General features: G+C 70.5%; 25 protein-coding genes and 2 tRNA genes. 13 read left to right on the top strand and 14 right to left on the bottom strand.

Going from position 1 to position 21,484, the window contains the following annotated elements:
- Positions 1-5: 5 nt before the first annotated feature.
- Genes AC0L6F_RS01215 through AC0L6F_RS01205 form a run of 3 tightly spaced genes read left to right on the top strand, consistent with a single transcriptional unit; the run spans position 6 to position 3,165 of the window.
- On the top strand, positions 6-1,082 hold the full coding sequence (locus AC0L6F_RS01215; protein WP_473538898.1) for a mechanosensitive ion channel family protein: 1,077 nt from the start codon (positions 6-8) through the stop codon (positions 1,080-1,082).
- Positions 1,079-1,501 carry a globin gene (locus AC0L6F_RS01210; protein WP_473538896.1) on the top strand — a complete coding sequence of 141 codons (423 nt, stop codon included), beginning with the start codon at positions 1,079-1,081 and terminating at the stop codon, positions 1,499-1,501. The genes AC0L6F_RS01215 and AC0L6F_RS01210 overlap by 4 nt, the downstream gene beginning before the upstream one ends.
- Positions 1,498-3,165, top strand: coding sequence for an FAD-binding dehydrogenase (locus tag AC0L6F_RS01205; RefSeq protein WP_473538895.1), 1,668 nt, complete (start codon positions 1,498-1,500; stop codon positions 3,163-3,165). The genes AC0L6F_RS01210 and AC0L6F_RS01205 overlap by 4 nt, the downstream gene beginning before the upstream one ends.
- Before the next feature lie 24 nt (positions 3,166-3,189).
- On the opposite strand, the gene AC0L6F_RS01200 is transcribed toward AC0L6F_RS01205, so the two are convergent.
- Entirely contained in the window at positions 3,190-3,873 is a 684-nt protein-coding gene (locus tag AC0L6F_RS01200) for a DUF8185 domain-containing protein (RefSeq protein ID WP_259611839.1), read from the bottom strand.
- A 19-nt stretch (positions 3,874-3,892) separates the two neighbouring features.
- Between AC0L6F_RS01200 and AC0L6F_RS01195 the strand changes: the two genes are divergently transcribed.
- Positions 3,893-4,777 (top strand): acyl-CoA thioesterase, encoded by an 885-nt coding sequence (locus AC0L6F_RS01195; RefSeq protein WP_274635689.1) that lies wholly within the window; start codon positions 3,893-3,895, stop codon positions 4,775-4,777.
- A 24-nt stretch (positions 4,778-4,801) separates the two neighbouring features.
- Here AC0L6F_RS01195 and AC0L6F_RS01190 read toward each other — a convergent pair whose 3' ends face one another.
- The 4 genes from AC0L6F_RS01190 to AC0L6F_RS01175 all read right to left on the bottom strand — a co-directional run bounded on the left by AC0L6F_RS01190 (position 4,802) and on the right by AC0L6F_RS01175 (position 8,304).
- Positions 4,802-5,263, bottom strand: coding sequence for an acyl-CoA thioesterase (locus tag AC0L6F_RS01190; protein WP_473538893.1), 462 nt, complete (start codon positions 5,261-5,263; stop codon positions 4,802-4,804).
- Between the two features lie 28 nt (positions 5,264-5,291).
- The gene (gene ettA / locus AC0L6F_RS01185) at positions 5,292-6,971 is read right to left on the bottom strand and encodes an energy-dependent translational throttle protein EttA (RefSeq protein WP_473538892.1); all 1,680 of its coding nucleotides are present in this window, start codon (positions 6,969-6,971) and stop codon (positions 5,292-5,294) included.
- A gap of 94 nt (positions 6,972-7,065) precedes the next feature.
- A complete protein-coding gene (locus AC0L6F_RS01180; RefSeq protein ID WP_473538891.1) occupies positions 7,066-7,599 on the bottom strand; it encodes a DUF6993 domain-containing protein in 534 nt (177 codons plus the stop codon).
- A gap of 99 nt (positions 7,600-7,698) precedes the next feature.
- Complete coding sequence (locus AC0L6F_RS01175) at positions 7,699-8,304, bottom strand: single-stranded DNA-binding protein (protein WP_259611837.1); 606 nt, start codon at positions 8,302-8,304, stop codon at positions 7,699-7,701.
- 268 nt (positions 8,305-8,572) lie between these two features.
- Here AC0L6F_RS01175 and AC0L6F_RS01170 point away from each other — a divergent pair, with 268 nt between their 5' ends.
- Positions 8,573-8,836, top strand: a complete 264-nt coding sequence (locus tag AC0L6F_RS01170) for a hypothetical protein (protein ID WP_259611836.1) — start codon at positions 8,573-8,575, stop codon at positions 8,834-8,836.
- A gap of 14 nt (positions 8,837-8,850) precedes the next feature.
- Here the strand turns inward: AC0L6F_RS01170 and AC0L6F_RS01165 are convergent, their stop codons facing one another.
- The gene (locus AC0L6F_RS01165) at positions 8,851-9,063 is read right to left on the bottom strand and encodes a methyltransferase (protein WP_274635694.1); all 213 of its coding nucleotides are present in this window, start codon (positions 9,061-9,063) and stop codon (positions 8,851-8,853) included.
- Between the two features lie 104 nt (positions 9,064-9,167).
- Here AC0L6F_RS01165 and AC0L6F_RS01160 point away from each other — a divergent pair.
- The 6 genes from AC0L6F_RS01160 to AC0L6F_RS01135 all read left to right on the top strand — a co-directional run bounded on the left by AC0L6F_RS01160 (position 9,168) and on the right by AC0L6F_RS01135 (position 11,250).
- A tRNA-Arg gene (locus tag AC0L6F_RS01160) sits at positions 9,168-9,240 on the top strand.
- Between the two features lie 66 nt (positions 9,241-9,306).
- The gene (gene orn / locus AC0L6F_RS01155; protein WP_259611835.1) at positions 9,307-9,933 is read left to right on the top strand and encodes an oligoribonuclease; all 627 of its coding nucleotides are present in this window, start codon (positions 9,307-9,309) and stop codon (positions 9,931-9,933) included.
- A 37-nt stretch (positions 9,934-9,970) separates the two neighbouring features.
- Positions 9,971-10,046 (top strand) — tRNA-His (locus AC0L6F_RS01150).
- A 66-nt stretch (positions 10,047-10,112) separates the two neighbouring features.
- Positions 10,113-10,463: a metallopeptidase family protein gene (locus tag AC0L6F_RS01145; RefSeq protein WP_259611834.1), complete on the top strand. Its 351-nt coding sequence runs from the start codon at positions 10,113-10,115 to the stop codon at positions 10,461-10,463.
- Positions 10,460-10,759: an ATP-dependent Clp protease adapter ClpS gene (gene clpS / locus AC0L6F_RS01140; protein WP_259611833.1), complete on the top strand. Its 300-nt coding sequence runs from the start codon at positions 10,460-10,462 to the stop codon at positions 10,757-10,759. The genes AC0L6F_RS01145 and clpS overlap by 4 nt, the downstream gene beginning before the upstream one ends.
- On the top strand, positions 10,756-11,250 hold the full coding sequence (locus tag AC0L6F_RS01135) for a DUF2017 family protein (protein WP_274635696.1): 495 nt from the start codon (positions 10,756-10,758) through the stop codon (positions 11,248-11,250). The genes clpS and AC0L6F_RS01135 overlap by 4 nt, the downstream gene beginning before the upstream one ends.
- 7 nt (positions 11,251-11,257) lie before the next feature.
- Here the strand turns inward: AC0L6F_RS01135 and AC0L6F_RS01130 are convergent, their stop codons facing one another.
- From AC0L6F_RS01130 to AC0L6F_RS01100, 7 genes are all read right to left on the bottom strand, one after another.
- Positions 11,258-11,848 carry a nucleoside/nucleotide kinase family protein gene (locus AC0L6F_RS01130; RefSeq protein WP_473538890.1) on the bottom strand — a complete coding sequence of 197 codons (591 nt, stop codon included), beginning with the start codon at positions 11,846-11,848 and terminating at the stop codon, positions 11,258-11,260.
- A complete protein-coding gene (locus AC0L6F_RS01125) occupies positions 11,823-12,143 on the bottom strand; it encodes a hypothetical protein (protein ID WP_274635698.1) in 321 nt (106 codons plus the stop codon). Before AC0L6F_RS01125 ends, AC0L6F_RS01130 begins: the two co-directional genes overlap by 26 nt.
- Before the next feature lie 45 nt (positions 12,144-12,188).
- Entirely contained in the window at positions 12,189-13,451 is a 1,263-nt protein-coding gene (dinB, locus tag AC0L6F_RS01120; RefSeq protein ID WP_259611832.1) for a DNA polymerase IV, read from the bottom strand.
- A 221-nt stretch (positions 13,452-13,672) separates the two neighbouring features.
- Positions 13,673-15,166, bottom strand: coding sequence for an Asp-tRNA(Asn)/Glu-tRNA(Gln) amidotransferase subunit GatB (gatB, locus tag AC0L6F_RS01115; protein WP_473538889.1), 1,494 nt, complete (start codon positions 15,164-15,166; stop codon positions 13,673-13,675).
- Positions 15,166-16,677, bottom strand: a complete 1,512-nt coding sequence (gene gatA / locus AC0L6F_RS01110; protein ID WP_274635700.1) for an Asp-tRNA(Asn)/Glu-tRNA(Gln) amidotransferase subunit GatA — start codon at positions 16,675-16,677, stop codon at positions 15,166-15,168. Before gatA ends, gatB begins: the two co-directional genes overlap by 1 nt.
- A complete protein-coding gene (gene gatC, locus AC0L6F_RS01105; protein WP_473538888.1) occupies positions 16,674-16,973 on the bottom strand; it encodes an Asp-tRNA(Asn)/Glu-tRNA(Gln) amidotransferase subunit GatC in 300 nt (99 codons plus the stop codon). The genes gatA and gatC overlap by 4 nt, the downstream gene beginning before the upstream one ends.
- Complete coding sequence (locus tag AC0L6F_RS01100) at positions 16,913-17,275, bottom strand: hypothetical protein (protein ID WP_473538886.1); 363 nt, start codon at positions 17,273-17,275, stop codon at positions 16,913-16,915. Before AC0L6F_RS01100 ends, gatC begins: the two co-directional genes overlap by 61 nt.
- A gap of 43 nt (positions 17,276-17,318) precedes the next feature.
- On the opposite strand from AC0L6F_RS01100, the gene AC0L6F_RS01095 reads away from it, so the two are divergent.
- Entirely contained in the window at positions 17,319-19,025 is a 1,707-nt protein-coding gene (locus tag AC0L6F_RS01095) for a long-chain-fatty-acid--CoA ligase (protein ID WP_259611829.1), read from the top strand.
- Positions 19,022-20,845 carry a DEAD/DEAH box helicase gene (locus AC0L6F_RS01090; RefSeq protein WP_274635703.1) on the top strand — a complete coding sequence of 608 codons (1,824 nt, stop codon included), beginning with the start codon at positions 19,022-19,024 and terminating at the stop codon, positions 20,843-20,845. Before AC0L6F_RS01095 ends, AC0L6F_RS01090 begins: the two co-directional genes overlap by 4 nt.
- A 37-nt stretch (positions 20,846-20,882) precedes the next feature.
- On the opposite strand, the gene AC0L6F_RS01085 is transcribed toward AC0L6F_RS01090, so the two are convergent.
- Entirely contained in the window at positions 20,883-21,374 is a 492-nt protein-coding gene (locus AC0L6F_RS01085; protein WP_274635704.1) for a DUF4262 domain-containing protein, read from the bottom strand.
- Positions 21,375-21,484: the final 110 nt, after the last annotated feature.

Raw genomic sequence — 21,484 nt, 5'->3', positions numbered from 1 at the left:
AGACGATGTCCGCCGTACTCGCCTCGCTGACCGCCTTCGCCGCGGACGCACCTGCGCTGCCCGCCTGGATCACCGGCGCCCTGGACGTGCTCGTGGAGGCCGGATGGCGGGTCCTCTCGGCCCTGTGCATCGTGGTGGGCGCCGTCGTCGTGGCCTGGCTGCTGCGCATCCTCATCCGCCGGGTCGTGAACCGCATCGTCAATGGGGCCAAGAACAAGGCGCAGGTCGCCGACACCCAGGCCCTGGAGCGCTCGCCGCTGGCCTCGGTGCGGCTGGTCCAGCGCACCCGCACCCTCGGCACGATCCTCAGCAACATCGTGAACGTGCTGGTGGGCGTGATCGCCATCATCCTGATCGTCAACGTGCTGTTCCCCGGCATCCTCGGCTCGTTCGCGCTGCTGACCGCCGCGCTGGGCGCGGGCCTCGGCTTCGGCGCCCAGAACATCGTCAAGGACGTCCTGAACGGGATCTTCATCGTCGCCGAGGATCAGATCGGCATCGGCGACGTCGTCGATCTGGGCCTGGCCACCGGCATCGTGGAGTACGTGAGCGTGCGCGTCACGCACGTGCGGGACGTCAACGGCACGCTCTGGTACGTGCGCAACGGCGAGGTCACCCGGATCGGCAACATGTCCAAGGGCTGGTCGCGCGTCATCGTCGATGTGTCGGTGCCCGTCGACGCGGATGTCGCGGCGGTGGAGGACGACCTGATGGATGCCGCGACCGGCCTGACGAAGGACCCGAAGTGGCGCAGCCGCATCACCGGGTTCCCCGAGGTGTGGGGCCTGCAGTCCGTGGCCGGCGAGAGCCTGCTGCTGCGGATCGTGCTGAAGACCCGGGCGCACGCGAAGGACGACGTGGCCAGCGAGCTGCGGCTGCGGCTGAAGGCGGCGCTGGACACCGCGGGTGTGACGGTGGCCGAGTTGGGATCGGTCGTGCTCACCGGTGCCGAGGGCGCCCAGCGGGTGCGCGGCGCGAATCCGCCCAAGACCAAGCCCAACCCGATCCCGGACGACGTGGTGTGGAAGCCGAAGAAGGGCAAGGGCCGCGGCCCCGGTGCCGATCCGAAGGGAACCCCATGAGCCAGAGCGCTCCCCTCTCGTTCTACGACGAGATCGGCGGGCACGACGTGTTCGTCCGGCTGGTCCGCCTGTTCTATCAGGGGGTGGCCACCGACGAGATCCTGCATCCGATGTACCCGCAGCACGACATGGACGGGGCCGAGGAGCGGCTGCGGATGTTCCTGGAGCAATACTGGGGCGGCCCGAGCACGTACAGCCAGCAGCGCGGCCACCCTCGGCTGCGGATGCGGCACGTCGCGTTCCACGTCAACCCCGAGGCGCGCGACCGCTGGCTCGGCCACATGCGCGACGCCATGGACCAGCTCGAGCTGGCCCCGCTGCACGACGCGACCCTGTGGGACTATCTGCAGCGCGCCGCCCACTCGATGGTGAACACGTTCGAACCGACCCCGCCGCCCGCGCCGAAGGAGACGCCATGACCACCGAGGCCGCACACAGCACCGACCTGCTCGTCATCGGGTGGGGGCTGGCCGGCCTCGTCGCCGCGGCCGAGGCTGCCGAGGCCGGCAAGCGGGTCGTCATCGTCGACCAGGAGCCGCGCACCAACCTCGGCGGACAGGCGTGGTGGTCCTTCGGCGGGCTGCTGTTCATCGACTCGCCGGAACAGCGCCGGTTCGGCATCCGAGACTCTCCCGAGCTGGCGCGGCAGGACTGGTTCGCCACCGCCGGCTTCGACCGGGACGAGGATGCCTGGCCCCGGCGCTGGGCAGAGGCCTACCTGGACTTCGCGCACCACGAGAAGCGCGCCTGGCTGCGCGAGAAGGGCGTCGGCTTCTTCCCGGTGGTCGGATGGGCCGAGCGCGGCGGGTACACCGCCACCGGTCCGGGCAACTCCGTCCCGCGGTTCCACATCACCTGGGGCACCGGGCCGGGCGTGGTCGCGCCGTTCCAGGCCGCGGTCGAGCGTGCCGAGGCCGACGGACGGATCACGATCCTCCCGCGGCACCGCGTCACCACGCTGCGCACCGACGACGGGACCGTGACCGGCGCCGCCGGCGACATCCTCGCGCCGTCCGGCGCCGCCCGAGGCATGGCGACCTCGCGCGAAGTCGTCGGCTCGTTCACCGTCTCGGCGGCCGCCACCGTGGTCTCGTCCGGCGGCATCGGCGGCAACCACGAGCTGGTGCGGCGCAATTGGCCCGAGCGGCTGGGGACGCCGCCGCAGACCATGGTCACCGGGGTGCCGGCCTACGTCGACGGATCGCTGCAGCAGGTCAGCGCCGACGCCGGGGCGCGGCTGATCAACACCGACCGCATGTGGCACTACGTCGAGGGCATCCAGAACTGGGATCCGGTCTGGCCGGGCCACGGCATCCGGATCCTCCCCGGGCCGTCCTCGGTGTGGCTGGACGCCACCGGGCGCCGCCTGCCGGTGCCGCTGTTCCCCGGATTCGACACGCTGGGCACGCTGGAGCACCTGCGCGCCACCGGCCACGACCACTCCTGGTTCGTCCTTTCGCAGCGGATCGTGGAGAAGGAGTTCACGCTCTCCGGCAGCGAGCAGAACCCGGACCTGACCGGGAAGGACGTCCCGCTGCTGGTCAAGTCGCGGCTGGGCAAGGGTGCGTCCGGCCCGGTGCAGGCGTTCCTGGACCACGGCGCCGACTTCGTCGTGCGCGAGCGGCTGGACGACCTGATCGACGGGATGCGCGCGCTGCCCGGCGGCGATGCGCTGGACCCCGAGCGGGTGCGGATGGAGGTGGAGGCGCGCGACCGCGAGATGGACAACGACTTCACCAAGGACGCGCAGATCGCGATGCTCCGCTCGGCCCGTGCGTACCGCGGCGACCGGCTCATCCGGACCGCCGCGCCGCACCGCATCCTCGACCCCGCCGCCGGCCCGCTGATCGCGGTCAAGCTGCACGTGCTGACTCGCAAGTCGCTCGGCGGCATCCAGACCGACCTGTCTTCGCGTGCGCTCGGCGCCGACGGCCGCCCGATCCCGGGCCTGTACGCGGCCGGCGAGGCGGCCGGCTTCGGCGGCGGCGGCGTGCACGGGTACCGGGCGCTGGAGGGCACGTTCCTGGGCGGATGCCTGTTCTCCGGCCGGGTGGCCGGGCGCGCGGCGGCCGCCGCGCTCTGACGCGTCAGGTGCGGCTCTGACGTCTCAGCCCAGGGATGCCCCGGTGGCGCGCACGCCGGTCATGCCGGTGTGCGCCGGACCCCGCCACAGCACGTGGCCGCGGCGGAACGACAGACGGGTCCACCGCCCGCACCCGCGCACCGGGACCCGCTCGGGCTGATCGCCGAGGAACCCCATCGTGACCGCGACGAACGCGACGCCTCGCGGCATCCCCGCCACCTCGTCGTCGGGCTCGCTCCAGATCCGGCCCCGGACGGTGCGGACCACCTGCTCCCCCGGATCGAACGGCAGGGCGTGGGCGACAGCCGACATCCCCCAGGCCGCGCGCGCCCGCAGCGCATCCGCCGGCAGCTCGCCGAGGTCCTCCCAGCCGGTGCGCGGCAGCGGCGCGGACGACCACAGCGTCGGCGCGACCGCCGTGTCCGGCAGCACGACCGCGCACGGGTCGTCGGACGCCGACTGCAGCGTGACCGCCTCGACCACCAGATCGCACTCGAGCTCGGGATCGGCCGGAAGCACCCGCATCCCGAGGATGGTCGGCGTCGCATCCAGCAGCCCCTGCCGCACGAGCGGGGCCGCGGTGGTGCGCAGCATCCCACCCGTCGCCTGCAAATGGACGGCGCCGTCACCGGTACGCGCGGCACGACCGGCGAAGGTGAGCAGGTCGGCGGCGGCGTACGGATCGGGGAACACGAGTCGCTGCGCCATCGGTCCTAAGCTTAGGCACGTGACCGACGCCACCACGGACTCCGCGGATCCGATCACGGCCCTGCTGCAGGTGCTCGACCTGGCCGAGTCCGATGCCCGCACCACCGAGGACATCTTCGTCGGCCTCTCACAGCCGATGCCGCAGGGCCGGGTGTACGGCGGGCAGGTCCTGGCCCAGTCGATCGTGGCCGCGCAGCGGACCGTCGAGGTCGGGCGCACCGCCCACTCCATGCACGGCTACTTCTTGCGGCCCGGCGACGCATCGGCGAGCATCACGTTCTCGGTGGACCGCATCCACGACGGCCGGTCCTTCTCGACCCGGCGCACGCAGGCGTTCCAGGCCGGAGTGCCGATCTTCTCCATGATCGCGTCGTTCGAGGACGAGACACCCGGGCTCGAGCACCAGGCGCCGATGCCCGACTTCCCTGGACCTGACGACGTCTCGGGCGACGCCGCCGCCCTGCGCACCCACCCGCTGTCGCACCGGTTCTTCGCCGAGAGCCCGCTGGATGTCCGGCACATCCCGTCACCGATCTACCTGTCGGTCGACGGCTCGCCGCAGCCGCATCAGGCGGTCTGGATGCGCACGCGCAAGCGGCTCGCCGACGACCCGGCGCTGCATCGGGCCATTCTCGGCTACCTGTCGGACATGACGATCCAGGAGTCCATCCTGCGCGCTCACGGGGTGTCCTGGAGCACCCCCGGCCTGAAGCTGGCCAGCCTCGACCACGCCATGTGGTGGCATCGCGACGGGCGGGTGGACGAGTGGATGCTGTACGTCCAGGAGTCGCCGAGCGCCCAGGCCGGGCGGGGCCTCGCGCAGGGCCGGATCTACACCGAGGACGGCGTGCTGCTGGCCTCGGTCGCACAGGAGGTCATGGTGCGGCTTCCCGCGCCGCGGTGAACATGCCGGCCGAGTCGGCGGCGATCAGCGCCGGTGCGCGTAGACGATCGGGTCGCCGACATAGGGCTCCCACGCCGCGCGCTCGATCTCGCTGAGCCGCATCGGTCGTCCGCTGACGGCATCCACCTTCACCACGATGGCGGTCGACCGGGCGTACACCCGCTGACCGTCGGCACCGGCGGTCTGGGTCGGCGAGCACACTTCGTAGCAGACCTCGAGGCTGCTGCCGCCGAGGCTGCCGAACCACATCTGCACGTCGAGCGGATGTCGCTGGTACGGCACCGGCGCGAGGTACTCGATCTCCTGCCGGGCGATGAGCGTGAGCACGCCGCTGTCCAGTCCGGTGCTCAGGACCGCGGTGTCCGGGGCGTCCTCCCCCGGCTGCGGCCGCCAGAACGCGCGCACCCGCGCCTCTTCGAGGAGCTTGAGCATCGCGGTGTTGTTGACGTGGTTGTAGGCGTCCAGATCGCCCCATCGCAGGGGCATCGGGACGTGGAGCCTCCGGCCCGCGCGCTCAGTCACGCGTCAGCTTGCGGTAGGTCGAGCGGTGTGGGGTGGCGGCGTCCGGTCCGAGGCGTTCGATCTTGTTCCGCTCGTACGCCTCGAAGTTGCCCTCGAACCAGTGCCACTTGTCGGGCTGCTCCTCGGTGCCCTCGTACGCGAGGATGTGCGTGGCGATCCGGTCCAGGAACCAGCGGTCGTGAGTGATCACCACGGCGCAGCCGGGAAACTCGAGCAGCGCGTTCTCCAGCGACTGCAGCGTCTCCACGTCCAGGTCGTTGGTCGGCTCGTCCAGCAGCAGCAGGTTTCCGCCCTGCTTGAGCGTGAGCGCGAGGTTCAGCCGGTTGCGCTCACCACCGGACAGGACGCCGGCCTTCTTCTGCTGGTCCGGCCCCTTGAACCCGAACTTCGACACGTACGCCCGCGAAGGGATCTCGATCTTGCCGACCGTGATGATGTCCAGCCCGTCGGAGACGACCTCCCACAGGCTCTTGTCCGGATCGATCCCCGCACGCGTCTGGTCGACGTAGCTGATCTGGACCGTCTCGCCGATCTTCAGGTCGCCGCCGTCCAGCGGCTCCAGGCCCACGATCGCCTTGAACAGCGTCGTCTTGCCGACGCCGTTGGGCCCGATGACCCCGACGATGCCGTTCGGCGGCAGGCTGAAGCTGAGTCCGTCGATCAGCGAGCGGCCGTCGAAGCCCTTCTCCAGCTTCTTCGCCTCGATCACGATGCTGCCCAGGCGCGGGCCCGGCGGGATCTGGATCTCGTCGAAGTCGAGCTTGCGGGTGCGCTCGGCCTCGGCCGCCATCTCCTCGTAGCGGGCCAGACGTGCCTTCGACTTGGCCTGACGGCCCTTCGCGTTCGACCGCACCCAGTCCAGCTCTTCGGAGAGCCGCTTGGCGAGCTTGGCGTCCTTCTTGCCCTGCACCTGCAGGCGCTCGGACTTCTTCTCCAGGTACGTCGAGTAGTTGCCCTCGTAGCCGATCAGCCGGCCACGATCGACCTCGGCGATCCACTCGGCCAGGTTGTCCAGGAAGTATCGGTCGTGCGTGACGGCGATGACGGCCCCGGGGTACTTCTGCAGGTGCTGCTCGAGCCACTGCACGCTCTCGGCGTCCAAGTGGTTGGTCGGCTCGTCCAGCAGGAGCAGATCGGGCTTCTGCAGCAGCAGTCGGGTCAGGGCCACGCGGCGCTTCTCACCACCGGACAGGGTCGCGACGGCGGCGTCGCCGGGCGGGGTGCGCAGCGCATCCATCGCCTGCTCGAGCTGCGAGTCGAGGTCCCATGCGTCGGCCGCATCGATCTCCTCCTGCAGCGTGCCCATCTCGGCCAGCAGCGTGTCGAAGTCGGCGTCGGGGTCGCTCATGAGCGCGGAGATCTCGTTGAAGCGGTCGAGCTTGCCCTTGATCGCGACGCCCTCCTGGATGTTCTCCAGGACGGTCTTGGACTCGTCGAGCTCGGGCTCCTGCATCAGGATGCCGACCGTGTAACCGGGCGAGAGCATGGCCTCGCCGTTGGACGGATGGTCCAGCCCCGCCATGATCTTCAGGATCGTCGACTTGCCCGCGCCGTTGGGTCCGACCATGCCGATCTTCGCGCCCGGCAGGAACGCCATGGTCACGTCGTCGAGGATCAGCTTGTCGCCCACGGTCTTGCGGGCTCGCACCATCTGATAGATATATTCAGCCATTCGAAAACGCTCTCCCTGCATGACGACGTCAACGTCCCAGCCTAGCGGTCGGCGACCGTCCACCCTGCGCGCGCACTGACCGGCACAACGCGGGTCACCAGTCGATGTCGCGGGTCGTGCCCAGAAGGCACCGGCCATCGGCCAGCCCCGGCATCACGGTGGTCACCGGGTCACCGGTCTCGGGACCGACCTGACCCATCAGGCACTGTCCGTCCTTCCACCGGACCGAGAACTGGATCGTCTCGGCGGGGTTGCCCACCGTGGTCAGGTCCTCGGTGACCTGCATCGCCTTCTTGCGGAAGCCCGCCTTCACCAGGGCGTCGATGTACGCCCGACCGTGGACCCGGTCCGCGCCCGCCCACACGGCGTGCGTGACCTCGCGGAACAGCGCCAGGTTCTGCTGCGCCGTGCCGTCCGGCACGAGCGCGGGAGCCGTGCGGCCAGGCGTCGGGCTCGGGGGGGCTGAGGAGTTCGCAGGCGTCGGGGACGCGGACGCCGGCGAGGCAGATGTCGTCGGCCCGGCGAGGCCCTCTCCGGAGCATCCGGCCAGCAGTGCAGCCGTGACCCCGATCGCGCACACGACCGCGGCGGCGCGGGCGCGGACGGGACGGACAGGACGCGGGCGCACAGGCCGAGTCTAGGCGGTGGGCGCACACTCTCCCGGTGCACGAGCGCCGCCCGGCCCGGTGCGCGTGCACCACGAGGTCCGGGCGGCGCCGTGCCGCCGTCAGAACGGCGCATCGGCGAGCTCGCGCTCCGTCCCGGTCGGCGTGGCGGGCAGCGGAGGCGGCGATGGCACGTCGGCACCCGGCGCCCCCCAGTCGGGGGACGATGCCCCGGGGGTCGGTCCCCCGGTGGCGGAGGCGTCCAGGGCCGCCGCGCGGCCCTCGCCCGGCTGAGCGGTCGCCCACTCGGTCTGCCCCTCCGTCGTCGGCCCGGCCGCGGCATCCGCCCCGGGAACGTTCCACTGGTCGGCTGCTCCCGCCCTCGTGTACCGGGTGGTGCCCCACAGCAGGTCGTGGCCGATGGCCTCGGCGTCGATCTCGACGCTCATCCCCTTGCCCTTCTCGTTCTCCCACCGGCGCACCTTGAGTCTGCCGGTGACGATGACCCGCTCACCGCGGTGCAGGGACGCGAAAGCGTGCGCGCCGAGTCCGCGGAAGGCGGACACCTGATACCAGTTCGGCTCGGTCTCCACCCAGTTCCCGCTGTCCTTGTCCCGATGTCGCTGACTGCTCGCCACCCGGAAGCTGGTCACCGTCGTCCCGTTGCCGATCAAGCGCTGCTCGGGGTCGGCGGCGAGGTTGCCGGTGATCGTGATCGTGTCGCTCATCTCGTTCTCCTTTCCGACACTGCCGGGCAGCGGTCGGGCTGCTCCGGTGCCCCGTGCCCGATCGGGCACCGGAGCAGTCACCACTCTGCCCGCGTGCCGCCGGGCGCCGCAGGCCGATCCGGCGAACTGGGGATGAATGGGCCGAATCGGCGCACGAGGCCGAATTGGGGAGGAATCGGCGGCCGCCGGCTGCTTCGCCCGACCCGGAAGCCGACGCGCGGGACGGGATGTCGGAGGCCGCACATATCTTCGGAGCCAGGAGGACCCCATGACCGCGATGCTCACATCCCGCACCACGACGACTCCGCCGGTCCGGCGGACCACCGGGCTGCGACTCAGCCCGATCGGAGCAGGCCGATGGCGGGTGCTGGATGCCGCCGGACTGATCGTCGGACACATCGACACCCGCGACGACCCGCGCGGCATCCGCTATCGCGCCCGCCGGTACCATCCGGGGGCGCGATCATTCATCGACCTCGGCGAGTTCTGGTCGGCCGACGACGCCCTGGACTGCCTGCGCTTCACCCGCTGACGGCAGCGCCCGCGTCAGTGCTGCTCGAACCGGGGCCAGTCGCTGCCGGCCGGCATCGCCGAGTACAGGGCCGACTTCGCGACCTCCATCGTCGGGTAGACCCCGAGAGAGGCATCCGCATCCGCCATCGTGACGACGTACCCATCGTCGGACTCGCGGATGCTGCCGGTCACCCCCGTCGCACCGTATGCCACCCACACGGCGTGCTTGGCCTCTGTCTGCGCCATGATCGAGCTCCTTCCGCTGCATTCCCGACCGTACGCCGCCCCGTCCGGACACGCCAGACCCGTTTCCCGGGGCGGCGCGATCCAGGTAGCCTGGTCTCACCCATCCCTCCGTAGCTCAGGGGACAGAGCGAGCGGTTTCTACCCGCAAGGTCGGGGGTTCGAATCCTCCCGGAGGGGCTTTTGCGCATCCGGCGTCCGCGCCGCACGCGCGGGTCTGTCCCACGCCGTCATTAGGATGATCACATGGTGGGATCATCCGAGAACGACCGGCTCGTGTGGATCGACTGCGAGATGACGGGCCTCGACCTCGCGGTCGACGAACTCGTCGAGATCGCCGTCATCGTGACCGACTTCGAGCTCAACGCCCTGGATCCGGGCCTGCAGATCGTCATCAGACCGGGCGCCCCGGCCCTGGCGCACATGAACGAGTTCGTCACGAAGATGCACACCACCTCGGGGCTGATCGAGGAGATGCCCCAGGGTGTGGGCCTGGCCGACGCGCAGGCGCAGACGCTCGCATACATCCGGCGCTTCGTGCCGGTGGCCGGCAAGGCCCCGCTGGCGGGGAACACGATCGGCACGGATCGGATGTTCCTGGCGAAGTACATGCCGGACGTCGACCACTGGCTGCACTACCGCAACGTCGACGTGTCCAGCATCAAGGAGCTCGCCCGGCGCTGGTACCCCCGCGCGTACATGCACGCGCCGGCCAAAGACGGCGGGCACCGGGCGCTCGCCGACATCCGGGAATCGATCCGCGAACTCGCCTATTACCGCCAGGCGGTGTTCGTCTCGGCCCCCGGCCCGACCAGTGATGACGCCAAAGCCGTGGCCGCCGCCACCGTGTCGTCGTTCGCTGCGAAGGTGTGAGAGAATCGTCTGGTTGCCCCGTCTCGACGGGGCCACGGTGGGTATAGCTCAGTTGGTAGAGCGCGGCCTTGTGGTGGCCGATGTCGCGGGTTCGAGCCCCGTTACTCACCCCACGGGACCGGCACCGGCAGGCGGGTCCGACTCGGTCCCCGTTGCGACGTGCAGGAGCTGAGCGCCCGATGCTGCAGATGGATGCCGACGTGTTCGAGGCGCTCGTGATCGACGAACTCGACCGGCTGCCCGACGACATGGTCGACGGCCTGGAGAACGTCGTGTTCGTGGTGGAGGACCGCCCCGAGGACGGCAGCCTCGACCTGTTCGGGCTGTACGAGGGCTGGGCGCTCACCGAGCGCGATCGGTACGGCGTCGGCGAGCTTCCCGACCGGATCATCGTCTACCGCGCGCCGCATCTGCACGCCTGCGCGGACGAGGACGAGCTTCGTGACGAGGTGCACACGACGCTGGTGCACGAGATCGCGCACTTCTACGGCATCGACGACGCCCGGCTGCACGAGCTGGGGTGGGCATGAGCGCTCTGGCCTCCCCCGACATCGACGAGGACATCGACCTCATGCGCACGGTCGATCCGGATCGACCGTGGCAGACGGTCGTCTGGAACGACCCGGTGAATCTGATGACCTACGTCGTCCGCGTGCTGCGGGAGTACTTCGGCTACTCCCGCGAGGTCGCCACCCGACTCATGCTCGCGGTGCACAACGAGGGCCACGCCGTCGTGTCCGAAGGGCCGCGCGAGCAGATGGAACTGCACGCCCAGGCGATGCACGACTACGGCTTGTGGGCCACGATCCGGAAGGCCCCCGAATGACCCCGCGCACCGTCGTCCTGGAGATCACGCGCCTGGAGGCCGTGCATCTCGCCGACCTGGTCGAGCAGTTCCGCGCGCTGCTGCATGACGGGCCGACCGACGGCGCCGCGACGGACCCGGCCCTGGCGCGTCTGATCCCCGATGCCTATGCGGATGATCCGGATGCCTCGCGTCAGTTCCGCGCGCTCACCTCCGACGACCTGCTCAGCCGGCGGGATCAGGATGCGCAGCAAGTGCTGTCCGACCTGGGCGCTCCGCTGCCGGCGCCGGAGTCGGAGGAGGCGGCGCTGCGCACGGATTCGGTGACGCTGGGGCCGGACCAGCTGGAGGCGTGGCTGCGGACCCTCACAGCGCTCCGCCTGGTGCTGGCATCCCGCCTCGGCATCCGCACCGAAGCCGACCACGACGAGGAGGATCCCCGATTCGGGATCTACGAGTGGCTCGGCTACCGGTTGGAGGGGCTGCTGCGCGCTGCGGATCCGGACGCCTGACGCCCGTTCACGGCAGCACGACCGTGTGCGTGGCGTGATCCATCGGGCGATCGCGAGCGAGGTGTCGCTGCTCCTGCGCCGCCCACCGCTCCCAGTGCGGACGGTAGAGGTCCCCGTCCCGTCTCAGTGCACGGTCCTTGCGCGACCGGTCGGGGGCCTCCAGCCAGACACGCACCTCACTCAACTGCGCCGTCGCCGCGGTGAGCATCCCCGATCCCTCGACGATCAGCGGGAGCGCGGGGTCGACGATGTGCTCCTCGGCCGGGACCCCGGCTTCCCAGTCCCACCGACGCCACACACCGAGCTGTCCGCGACGGTGCGGCAGGAGGATGTCGTCCCGTGCCCGGTCGACGCCGCCCTCCAGCCCGTCCCAGCCGGGATACAGCCAATCCAGCGCGACCAGCTGGGCGTGCGCCGACGTCGGCCACTGCGCGACGAGCAGCCGCGCGAGGCTGGACTTTCCCGCACCGCTGCGCCCGTCGATCAGCACCACCGGCGCGGAGGCATCGGAAGCGGAGATGCCGCGCAGGATGTCGGACGCGGCCGTCTGCAGCGCTGCCGCGAGGATGTCGCTATCGCTTGAGGGCGCGGATGACACGACTGAGCGCACGGCCGCAGACCCAGACGAACGGGATCGCGACCGCCAGGAAGGACACGACGTTCGGCTCGAAGCGCAGCTCGTCGCCGCGGCGCACATACGCGCCGATCGGGATCGCGTATCCCCCGCCTCCACCGCCGCCGTTGCCGGACTCATCCGAGCCGCCGCCGTAGCCGGACCAGCTGATCGCGACCGGGATGACGCGGATGCCGTCGACATCCTGCTGCTCACCGTAGGCGCTGCTCACGCCGAAGGATGCGGCGTTCTTGCCGAGTTCGAGTGCGATGTTGGGCATATCTCCACGCTAGCCGCCCGAGCGCCCGCAGGACAGCCCCGCGCCCTATCGGCTCTCGCGGCGGCGCGGCGGATGATGCGTGACGCCGCCGACGTCGCGGGACGGTCCGAGGAACGCCGCGCGGGTCACGGCGCCGGCGCCGAACCGGGACGCCGCGTCGTCGAGCGCCCCCTCGACCTGGCGCCATTCCTCGTCGTCGTCCCACAGCGCGAGCCCGCCGCTGCCGGCCGCGCGCAGCTTCTCGGTCCGCACGCCCACCAGCCGCACCGGCAGGGGCCGGTCCAGCGCATCGAACAGCTCGAGCGCCGCCTCGCCGATCCGCTGACCGACGGCGGTCGGCTCGGGCAGCGTCTGGGCGCGGGTGAGGGTGGTGAAATCCGCGTACCGGATCTTGATCGAGACGGTGCCCGCCTCCCACCCCGCTTGCCGCAGCCGCGCTCCGACGCGATCCGCAAGGCGGCGCAGCTCGGCGCGCAGGACGCGGGAGTCGGCGATGTCGGTGCGGAAGGTCTCTTCGTGGCCGACGCTCTTCTCGATCCGCTCCGGTTCGACCTCACGCGCGTCCTCGCCGCGCGCCAGCCGGGCGATCCGATCCGCGCCGACCGGGCCGAGCACGCGCACGAGCACCGGCGGGGGCGTGTCGAGGATGTCCTGCACCGTGCGGATGGCCCTCGCCTCGAGCGCCTCGGCCGTCTTCGGCCCGATCCCCCAGATCGTGCGGACGCTCAGCGGCGCCAGGAACGCCTCGGTGTCCGGTTCGGCGACGATCAGCAGCCCGTCCGGCTTGCTCATCGTCGACGCGATCTTGGCGACATGCTTCGTGGCGGCGGCCCCCACGCTGCAGGTGAGACCGGTCCGCTCGTGCACGCGGGTGCGCAGCATCCCGGCGATGCGCGCGGGTGGACCCCACAGCCGACGGGCACCGCGGACGTCCAGGAACGCCTCGTCGATGGACAGCGGCTCGACCAGCGGCGTGATCTCGTGGAAGATGTCCATCACCTGACCGGACAGGTCGAGGTACCGCTCGAAGTGCGGCGGCACGACCGTGGCCGTCGGGCACAGCCGGAGCGCCTGTCCCACCGGCATGGCCGAGCGCACCCCGTAGCGGCGCGCCTCGTACGACGCGCTGGAGACGACTCCCCGCCCCTCCATGCCGCCGACGATCAGCGGCTTGCCCCGCAGCGACGGGTCGTCGAGGACCTCCACGGACGCATAGAACGCGTCCATGTCCACGTGCAGGATGCCGGCGCCGGTGTCGTCGGCTCCCTCGGGCGAGACGCGTCTGCCCGATCCGTCCCCGCGTCCCATCCGTCCATTCTCGCCGACGCCTCCGACATCCGCGCCCGCGAACGCACCGGCCCTTCGTCTCGTCGCTGCGCTCCTCGCTCAGGGACCTCGGGGCGCATCCCAGGTCCCTGAGCGAGCGCAGCGAGACGAAGGGCCGGAGGCCGCGGACGACCGGGCCCGGGAGGGACCACCGGCCCTTCGTCTCGTCGCTGCGCTCCTCGCTCAGGGACCTGGCGTGATGCCTACCCGGCGGCGCGCTCCAGGATCAGTTCGCGCACGCGGGCGGCGTCGGCCTGGCCGCGCATCGCCTTCATGACCGCGCCGATGATGGCGCCGGCGGCCTGCACCTTGCCGTCGCGGATCTTCGCCAGCACGTCCGGCTGGGCCGCCAGCGCCTCATCGATCGCGGCGATGAGAGAACCGTCGTCCGAGACGACCGCCAGGCCCCGGGCATCCACGATCTCCTGCGGAGTCCCCTCGCCGGCGACCATGCCCTCCAGCACCTGGCGGGCGAGCTTGTCTGTGAGCGTCCCCGCGTCGACGAGCTTCTGCAGCTCGGCCACCGCGGCCGGCTCCACGAGTTCGCTCGTCTCGCGACCCGTGTCGTTGGCGAGCCGGGCGAGCTCGCCTGTCCACCACTTGCGGGCCGCCGCCGGCGTCGCACCGGCCGCGACGGTCTGCTCGATCTCGACGAGCACCCCGCCGTTGGCGGCATCCTGGAATTCGAGGTCGGTGAAGCCCCACTCGGTCTTCAGCCGACGGCGGCGCACGGCGGGGGGCTCGGGCAGCGCGGCGCGCAGCTGCTCGACGAGCTCACGCGAGGGCACCACGGGCAGCAGGTCGGGTTCCGGGAAGTACCGGTAGTCATCGGCATCCGACTTCGGGCGCCCGGGCGAGGTGACCCCCGTGTCCTCGTGCCAGTGGCGGGTCTCCTGCGTGATCGTCCCGCCCGCGGCCAGGATCGCCGCCTGGCGCTGGATCTCGTACCGCACCGCGCGCTCGACCGACCTCATCGAGTTGACGTTCTTCGTCTCGGTGCGCGTGCCGAGCTTGGTCTGGCCGCGCGGGCGCAGCGACACGTTGGCGTCGCAGCGCAGGTTGCCGCGCTCCATCCGGGCGTCCGAGATGCCCAGCGACAGCACGATGTCGCGGATCGTCCGGACGTAGGTCGCCCCCAGCTCGGGGGCGCGATGCTCGGCGCCGATGATCGGCTTGGTCACGATCTCGACCAGCGGCACGCCCGCGCGGTTGTAGTCCACGAGGGAGTATGCGGCGCCCTGGATGCGGCCGTCCGAGCCGCCGACGTGCGTCAGCTTTCCGGCATCCTCCTCCATGTGCGCGCGCTCGATCGGGACCTGGACCAGCGTGCCGTCCTCGAGCTCGACCTCGACCTGCCCCTCGAAGGCGATCGGCTCGTCGTACTGCGAGATCTGGTAGTTCTTGCCCATGTCCGGGTAGAAGTAGTTCTTCCGGGCGAAGCGGCACGATTCCGCGATCTCGCAGCCCAGGGCCAGGCCCAGGCTGATCGAGAAGCGCACCGCCTGCTCGTTGACCACCGGCATCGAACCGGGCAGGCCCAGGTCCACCGGTGCGAGGTCGGTGTTCGGGTCGCGCCCGAACGTGTTCGGCGCCGGCGAGAACATCTTCGTCTTGGTGTTCAGCTCGACGTGCACCTCGAAGCCGAGCACCGGCTCGAACAGCTCGAGGGCCGCGTCGAAGTCCATCAGCTGCGCCATCAGCGCACCCCTCCCAGAACGGGGGCGCGATCCAGCAGCGGGCCGCCCCATCTCTCGACGAGCGCGGCCTCCAGGGCCGCACCCACCCGGTACAGCCGGGCGTCTTCGCGCGCGGGCGCCAGGAACTGGATGCCGACCGGCAGCGAGTCGTCGTCGGCCAGGCCGGACGGGATCGAGATCCCCGGCACACCGGCGAGGTTCGCCGGGATCGTGGTCAGATCGTTCAGGTACATCTGCAGTGGATCGTCGATCTTCTCGCCGATCTTGAACGCCGTGGTCGGCGCCGACGGCGTCGCGATCACGTCGACCTCGGCGAACGCCGCATCGAAGTCGCGCTGGATCAGTGTGCGCACCTTCTGCGCCGAGCCGTAGTAGGCGTCATAGTAGCCCGCCGACAGGGCGTAGGTGCCGAGGATGATGCGGCGCTTGACCTCGTCGCCGAAGCCGGCGTCGCGGGTGGCGGCCATGACGTCCTCGACGGTCCCGCCCGGTACCTCGACCCGCATCCCGAACCGCACCGAGTCGAACTTCGCAAGGTTGCTGGATGCCTCGGCCGGCAGGATCAGGTAGTAGGCGGCGACGCCGTACTCGAAGTGCGGGGCGCTGATCTCGACGATCTCGGCGCCATGCGCCTGCAGCACGTCCAGCGATGACCGGAACGATGCCGCGACCCCGGACTGGAAGCCGCTGTCGGGAAGCTCCTTCACGACGCCGACCTTCAGCCCCTTGAGCACTCCGCCGGTCGCGCCTTCGCGCGCGGCGTCGGCGAACGACGGCCAGGCGTCGGTCAGCGACGTGGAATCGTGCGGGTCGTGCCCGCCGATGACATCGTGCAGCAGACCGGCGTCCAGCACGGTGCGCGTGACCGGGCCGACCTGGTCCAGCGACGACGCGAGGGCGATGGCGCCGTACCGGCTCACGCCGCCGTAGGTCGGCTTCATCCCGACGGTGCCGGTGACGTGTGCGGGCTGACGGATCGAGCCGCCGGTGTCCGAGCCGAGCGCGAGCGGCGCCTCGAACGCGGCGACGGCTGCGGCCGAACCGCCGCCGGAGCCGCCGGGGATCCGCTCGAGGTCCCACGGGTTGTGCGTGGGACCGTAGGCGGAGTGCTCGGTGGACGAGCCCATCGCGAACTCGTCCATGTTGGTCTTGCCCAGCGGCACCAGACCGGCGGCACGCGCCCGGGCGACGACGGTGGCGTCGAACGGGGACATGTAGCCCTGCAGGATCTTCGACCCGCTCGTGGAGGGCATGTCGGTCGTGACCAGCACGTCCTTGATCGCCAGCGGGACCCCGGCGAGGGGGCCGAGCTGTTCGCCGGCTGCGCGGCGGCGGTCGATGTCGGCCGCGGCATCCAGCGCCTTCTCGTTCACGTGCAGGAACGCGTGGATGTCGCCGTCGACGGCGGCGATGCGGTCGAGGTGGGCCTGCGTGGCCTCGACCGACGAGATCTCGCCCGCGGCGAGCCGGTCGGCGAGCGCGGCGGCGGTCAGGCGGGTGATGTCGGTCACTGCTCTTCCCCCAGGATCGCCGTCACGCGGAAGCGGCCGTCCGCGGCATCCGGCGCATTCTGCAGCGCCTGCGCGCGGGTGAGCGTGTCGCCGACCTCGTCGGGCCGGAAGACGTTCTGCAGCGCGACGGGGTGGCTCGTGGCCCGCACGTCGGGAGTGGCGACCTGCGACACCTTGGCGATGTTGTCGACGATGACGTCGAGCTGGCCGGTGAGCCGCTCGATCTCCTCGTCGCTCAGCTGGATCCGCGCGAGCACACCGAGGTGGCGCACGAGTTCGGGGGTGATTTCAGACACCCCTCCAGTCTATGGGCGGCGGGATGCCTCCCCCGGCGGGTGCCGTCGCGCTGCCGTTTTCGCCACGCGCTCCCGAAAATCGTATGCGCGAATGCGGATTTCGATAGCGCGAGCCGATCGAGATGGTCGTCGCGCAGCGAATACGGCATGCTGGTCAACGATGCGATGAACGAACGGGCAGCCGGCTGTGACGACAGGTCTGTGAAACCGGTTTGGGTGCCGAGGTCGCGGGTCTGCGCCGCGATCGAGACGAGCGCGGCAGCATCATCGACAGACCAGGCGCGCAGCACGACATCACTCACACCCACCATGATGCCCGAGACCGCCGGCGCGTAGGCTGGTCCGATGACGTCGTACGATCCGCCGCGCCCGTGGACCGCCAGCTATCCGCCCGGCGTCCCGGAGGATCTCGAGCCGGTGAGCGGCTCGCTCGTCGACATCGTCGCGGCATCCGCGCGCGACTACCCGGATGCCCCGGCGCTGCAGTTCTTCGGCCGCGAGACCACGTACCGCGAGCTGGAGGAGCAGATCGACCGCGCCGCGGCCGGTCTGAAGGCACGCGGCGTCGGCGCCGGCGACAGCGTCGCGATAGTGCTGCCGAACTGCCCGCAGCACATCGTGGCGTTCTACGCGATCCTGCGCCTGGGCGCCGTGGCGATCGAGCACAACCCGCTGTACACGCCGCGCGAGCTGCGCAAGCAGTTCGAGGATCACGGCGCGAAGACCGCGATCGTGTGGACGAAGGTCGTCGAAACCGTGCAGGAGTTCCCCGCGGACCTCGCCGTGACGAACCTCATCTCCGTCGACGTGGTCACCGCGATGCCGCTGGCCACCCGCCTCGCGCTGAAGCTGCCGATCGCCAAGGCACGCGAATCGCGCGAGGCGCTGTACAGCCGCGTCTCCGGCACGATCCCATGGAAGCAGATCGTCGCTGCGGATCCCCTGCCGCCGACCCACCCGCAGCCGTCGACGGACGACCTCGCCATCATCCAGTACACCAGCGGCACCACCGGCACGCCGAAGGGCGCATCGCTCACCCACCGCAACCTGCTCGCCAACGCCGCACAGGCCCGCGCGTGGGTGCCGCAGATCGTGCGCGGGAACGGATGCGTCGTCTACGCCGTGCTGCCGATGTTCCACGCCTACGGCCTCACCCTGTGCCTGACGTTCGCGATGTCGATGGGCGCGCGGCTGGTGCTGTTCCCGAAGTTCGACCCCGACATGGTGCTGGATGTCACGAAGAAGCATCCCGCGACGTTCCTGCCGCTGGTCCCGCCGATCGCCGAGCGCCTCCTGAATGCCGCGCACGAGAAGGGCATCTCGCTGAAGGGCACCGAGATCGCGATCTCGGGCGCGATGGCGCTGCCGCATGAACTGGTCGTGCCGTTCGAGAAGGCCTCTGGCGGGTACCTCGTCGAGGGCTACGGTCTTTCCGAATGCTCTCCCGTGCTGATGGCGAACCCCGTCGCCGACACCCGCGTCCCGGGGACGGTCGGCCTGCCGCTGCCGGGCACCGAGTGCCGCGTCGTCGACCCGGGCGAGCCGACAACGGATGTCGCGCCCGGCGCGCCGGGAGAACTGGTCGTCCGCGGCCCGCAGGTGTTCGGCGGCTACTACGGCAAACCCGAAGCGACCGAGGAGGCGTTCGTCGACGGCTGGTACCGCACCGGCGACATCGTCACGATCGACGAGACGGGCTTCGTGCGCATCGTCGACCGGATCAAGGAACTCATCATCACCGGCGGCTTCAACGTCGCCCCCACCGAGGTGGAGAACGCCCTGCGTCAGCATCCCGACGTCGACGACGTCGCCGTCGTGGGCCTGCCCAGCGAGCACTCCGGCGAAGAGGTGGTGGCCGCGGTCGTGCTGGCCCCCGATGTGACCGAGCCAGACGTCGAGGCGATCCGCGACTTCGCCCGCGGCATCCTCACCCCCTACAAGGTGCCGCGACGCGTGTTCGTCGTCGACGAGCTGCCCACATCGCTGATCGGCAAGGTGCTGCGCCGCCAGGTGCGCGAGAAGCTGCTCGACCTGACAGGAGCCGGATCATGACCGATGCCACACCGACGACCGATACCACACCGACGACCGATGCCACACCGACGACGGAGGCCGAGCCCATCGCACCCGGTTTCGAGGAGCTCGGGGTCACAGGCCCGGTGCTCGCCGCCGTCCGCGACCTCGGCTACGAGACGCCCTCGGCGATCCAGGCTGCAACCATCCCGCTGCTGCTGAGCGGCCGGGACGTGCTCGGCACCGCACAGACCGGGACCGGCAAGACCGCGGCATTCGCCCTGCCCGTGCTGGAGCGCCTGGACCTCTCCCAGAAGACCCCTCAGGCGCTCGTGCTCGCACCGACCCGCGAGCTCGCCCTGCAGGTGTGCGAGGCGTTCGAATCGTACGCCGGTCACATGAAGGGCGTGCATGTCCTCCCCGTCTACGGCGGGCAGGCCTATGGCGTGCAGCTGTCGGCGCTGCGCCGCGGGGTGCACATCGTGGTGGGCACGCCGGGACGCATCATGGACCACCAGGCCAAGGGAACTCTCGATCTCACCGAACTGAAGTACCTCGTGCTGGACGAGGCCGACGAGATGCTGAAGATGGGCTTCGCCGAGGATGTCGAGCAGATCCTCGCGCAGACGCCCGAGGACAAGCAGGTCGCCCTGTTCTCAGCCACGATGCCCGCCGCGATCCGCCGGCTGGCGCAGAAGTACCTGCGCGATCCCGAAGAGGTCGCGATCAAGACGAAGACGACCACGAATCAGAACATCACCCAGCGCTACCTCGTGGTCTCGTACGCGCAGAAGGTGGATGCCCTCACCCGCATCCTCGAAGTGGAGAACTTCGACGGGGTCATCGTCTTCGTGCGCACGAAGAACGAGACCGAGACGCTCGCCGAGCGGCTGCGCGCCCGCGGCTATTCCGCGACGGCGATCAGCGGAGACGTGCCGCAGGCGCAGCGGGAGAGGTCGGTGAACCAGCTGAAGGACGGCAAGCTCGACATCCTCGTGGCGACCGACGTCGCCGCCCGCGGGCTGGACGTCGAGCGCATCAGCCACGTGATCAACTTCGACATCCCCACCGACACCGAGTCGTACGTGCACCGCATCGGCCGCACCGGTCGGGCGGGACGCACCGGCGACGCGATCAGCTTCATCACCCCGCGCGAGCGCTACCTTCTCAAGCACATCGAGAAGGCGACGCGCCAGCAGCCGGCGCAGATGACGCTGCCCACGACCGAGGACGTCAACACGACCCGCCTGGCCCGCTTCGACGACGCCATCACCGCGGCTCTGGAGGCCACCGGCCGGATCGAGGCGTTCCGCGACATCATCGACCACTACGTGCGACACCATGATGTGCCCGAGTCGGATGTCGCAGCCGCCCTCGCGATCGTCGCTCAGGGCGAGACGCCGCTGCTGCTGGACCCCGAACACGACCCGCTCACCGCATCCGTCGACGCGGTGAACCGTCCGACGAAGGAGCGCGGCGCTCGCGCCGAGCGCGAACCGCGCGAGCCGCGACGCGGCCGCGGCGACTACGCCCCCTACCGGATCGAGGTGGGCAGACGGCACCGCGTCGAGCCGCGCCAGATCGTGGGCGCCCTCGCCAACGAAGGCGGACTGCGCCGCGACGACTTCGGCGCGATCGCGATCAAGCCCGACTTCTCCATCGTCGAGCTGCCGGCGAACCTCGACCCGGCAGTGCTCGAACGACTCCGCGACACCCGGATCTCGGGGCGCCTGATCGAGATCACGCTGGACCGTGGGGCGCCGGGGCGGCGGCGCTCCGCGCCGGGAGACCGCGACGATCGTCCGCCGCGTCGCGATCGCGACGACCGGCCGCCGCGCAAACCGCGCCACAAGGGCTGAACGGCGCTGCGCGCGGACGTCTGGCGATCTGCCCGACTCACGCGCGGAACTCCCCCGGTCGAGGCTGCACCCAGGCGGGACGGGCGTATCCGTCTTGCCCGGGGAACCGCCCGTCCTGATCGTCGAGGGTCAGCTGGTACACCGGCACCGACGCTTCGCTCGGCCGCTGGTAGAACCGATTCGCCGCGAACACGATCTCCCCCGGGTTCGGCACCGGCTCGACCAGTGCCCGGTGACCCCAGCCGTCGAACGTCACGACCTCGCCGGCCACGAGGTCGGCTCCGGCACGCACACGCGCGGCGATGTCATTCAGGATGTGGCACGCCGTCGTCTGGCCGACGCCGAACACGAGCAGCTCCGGATGCCCCAGCCCGAACAGCCCGACGCTGTAGGCGAAGGACGGCGACTCCTCGTCGGGATCGCCGATGACGTACTCGTTGTACGTGCCGTACTTGCGGATGATCTGAGCCGTGCGCTGGTCTTCCTGGTCGAGCCACGCCTGCGTCGCGGGATCCATCTCGAATGTCATATCCGTTCCCTTCTCGAAGTGCTGGCCACTGTAGAACGTGGTTGCGACACCGACCCATGCATCTCGCAGATGGCCGCCCTGATTCTCGGTGACTGCCGACTCTGAATCGC

This window comes from Microbacterium sp. G2-16M, from assembly GCF_055809115.1.
The sequence above is the reverse complement of the archived record's forward strand: the minus strand, read 5'-3'. Positions and strand labels throughout refer to the sequence as shown.

What these genes read in the sequence shown, in the direction of transcription:
- AC0L6F_RS01215 (WP_473538898.1), top strand. Translation starts at nt 6, where the DNA reads ATGTCCGCCGTACTCGCCTCGCTGACCGCCTTCGCCGCGGACGCACCT.
- AC0L6F_RS01210 (WP_473538896.1), top strand. Translation starts at nt 1,079, where the DNA reads ATGAGCCAGAGCGCTCCCCTCTCGTTCTACGACGAGATCGGCGGGCAC.
- AC0L6F_RS01205 (WP_473538895.1), top strand. Translation starts at nt 1,498, where the DNA reads ATGACCACCGAGGCCGCACACAGCACCGACCTGCTCGTCATCGGGTGG.
- AC0L6F_RS01200 (WP_259611839.1), bottom strand. Translation starts at nt 3,873, where the DNA reads ATGGCGCAGCGACTCGTGTTCCCCGATCCGTACGCCGCCGCCGACCTG.
- AC0L6F_RS01190 (WP_473538893.1), bottom strand. Translation starts at nt 5,263, where the DNA reads ATGCCCCTGCGATGGGGCGATCTGGACGCCTACAACCACGTCAACAAC.
- ettA (WP_473538892.1), bottom strand. Translation starts at nt 6,971, where the DNA reads ATGGCTGAATATATCTATCAGATGGTGCGAGCCCGCAAGACCGTGGGC.
- AC0L6F_RS01175 (WP_259611837.1), bottom strand. Translation starts at nt 8,304, where the DNA reads ATGAGCGACACGATCACGATCACCGGCAACCTCGCCGCCGACCCCGAG.
- AC0L6F_RS01170 (WP_259611836.1), top strand. Translation starts at nt 8,573, where the DNA reads ATGACCGCGATGCTCACATCCCGCACCACGACGACTCCGCCGGTCCGG.
- AC0L6F_RS01165 (WP_274635694.1), bottom strand. Translation starts at nt 9,063, where the DNA reads ATGGCGCAGACAGAGGCCAAGCACGCCGTGTGGGTGGCATACGGTGCG.
- orn (WP_259611835.1), top strand. Translation starts at nt 9,307, where the DNA reads ATGGTGGGATCATCCGAGAACGACCGGCTCGTGTGGATCGACTGCGAG.
- AC0L6F_RS01145 (WP_259611834.1), top strand. Translation starts at nt 10,113, where the DNA reads ATGCTGCAGATGGATGCCGACGTGTTCGAGGCGCTCGTGATCGACGAA.
- clpS (WP_259611833.1), top strand. Translation starts at nt 10,460, where the DNA reads ATGAGCGCTCTGGCCTCCCCCGACATCGACGAGGACATCGACCTCATG.
- AC0L6F_RS01135 (WP_274635696.1), top strand. Translation starts at nt 10,756, where the DNA reads ATGACCCCGCGCACCGTCGTCCTGGAGATCACGCGCCTGGAGGCCGTG.
- AC0L6F_RS01125 (WP_274635698.1), bottom strand. Translation starts at nt 12,143, where the DNA reads ATGCCCAACATCGCACTCGAACTCGGCAAGAACGCCGCATCCTTCGGC.
- dinB (WP_259611832.1), bottom strand. Translation starts at nt 13,451, where the DNA reads ATGGGACGCGGGGACGGATCGGGCAGACGCGTCTCGCCCGAGGGAGCC.
- gatB (WP_473538889.1), bottom strand. Translation starts at nt 15,166, where the DNA reads ATGGCGCAGCTGATGGACTTCGACGCGGCCCTCGAGCTGTTCGAGCCG.
- AC0L6F_RS01095 (WP_259611829.1), top strand. Translation starts at nt 17,319, where the DNA reads ATGACGTCGTACGATCCGCCGCGCCCGTGGACCGCCAGCTATCCGCCC.
- AC0L6F_RS01090 (WP_274635703.1), top strand. Translation starts at nt 19,022, where the DNA reads ATGACCGATGCCACACCGACGACCGATACCACACCGACGACCGATGCC.
- AC0L6F_RS01085 (WP_274635704.1), bottom strand. Translation starts at nt 21,374, where the DNA reads ATGACATTCGAGATGGATCCCGCGACGCAGGCGTGGCTCGACCAGGAA.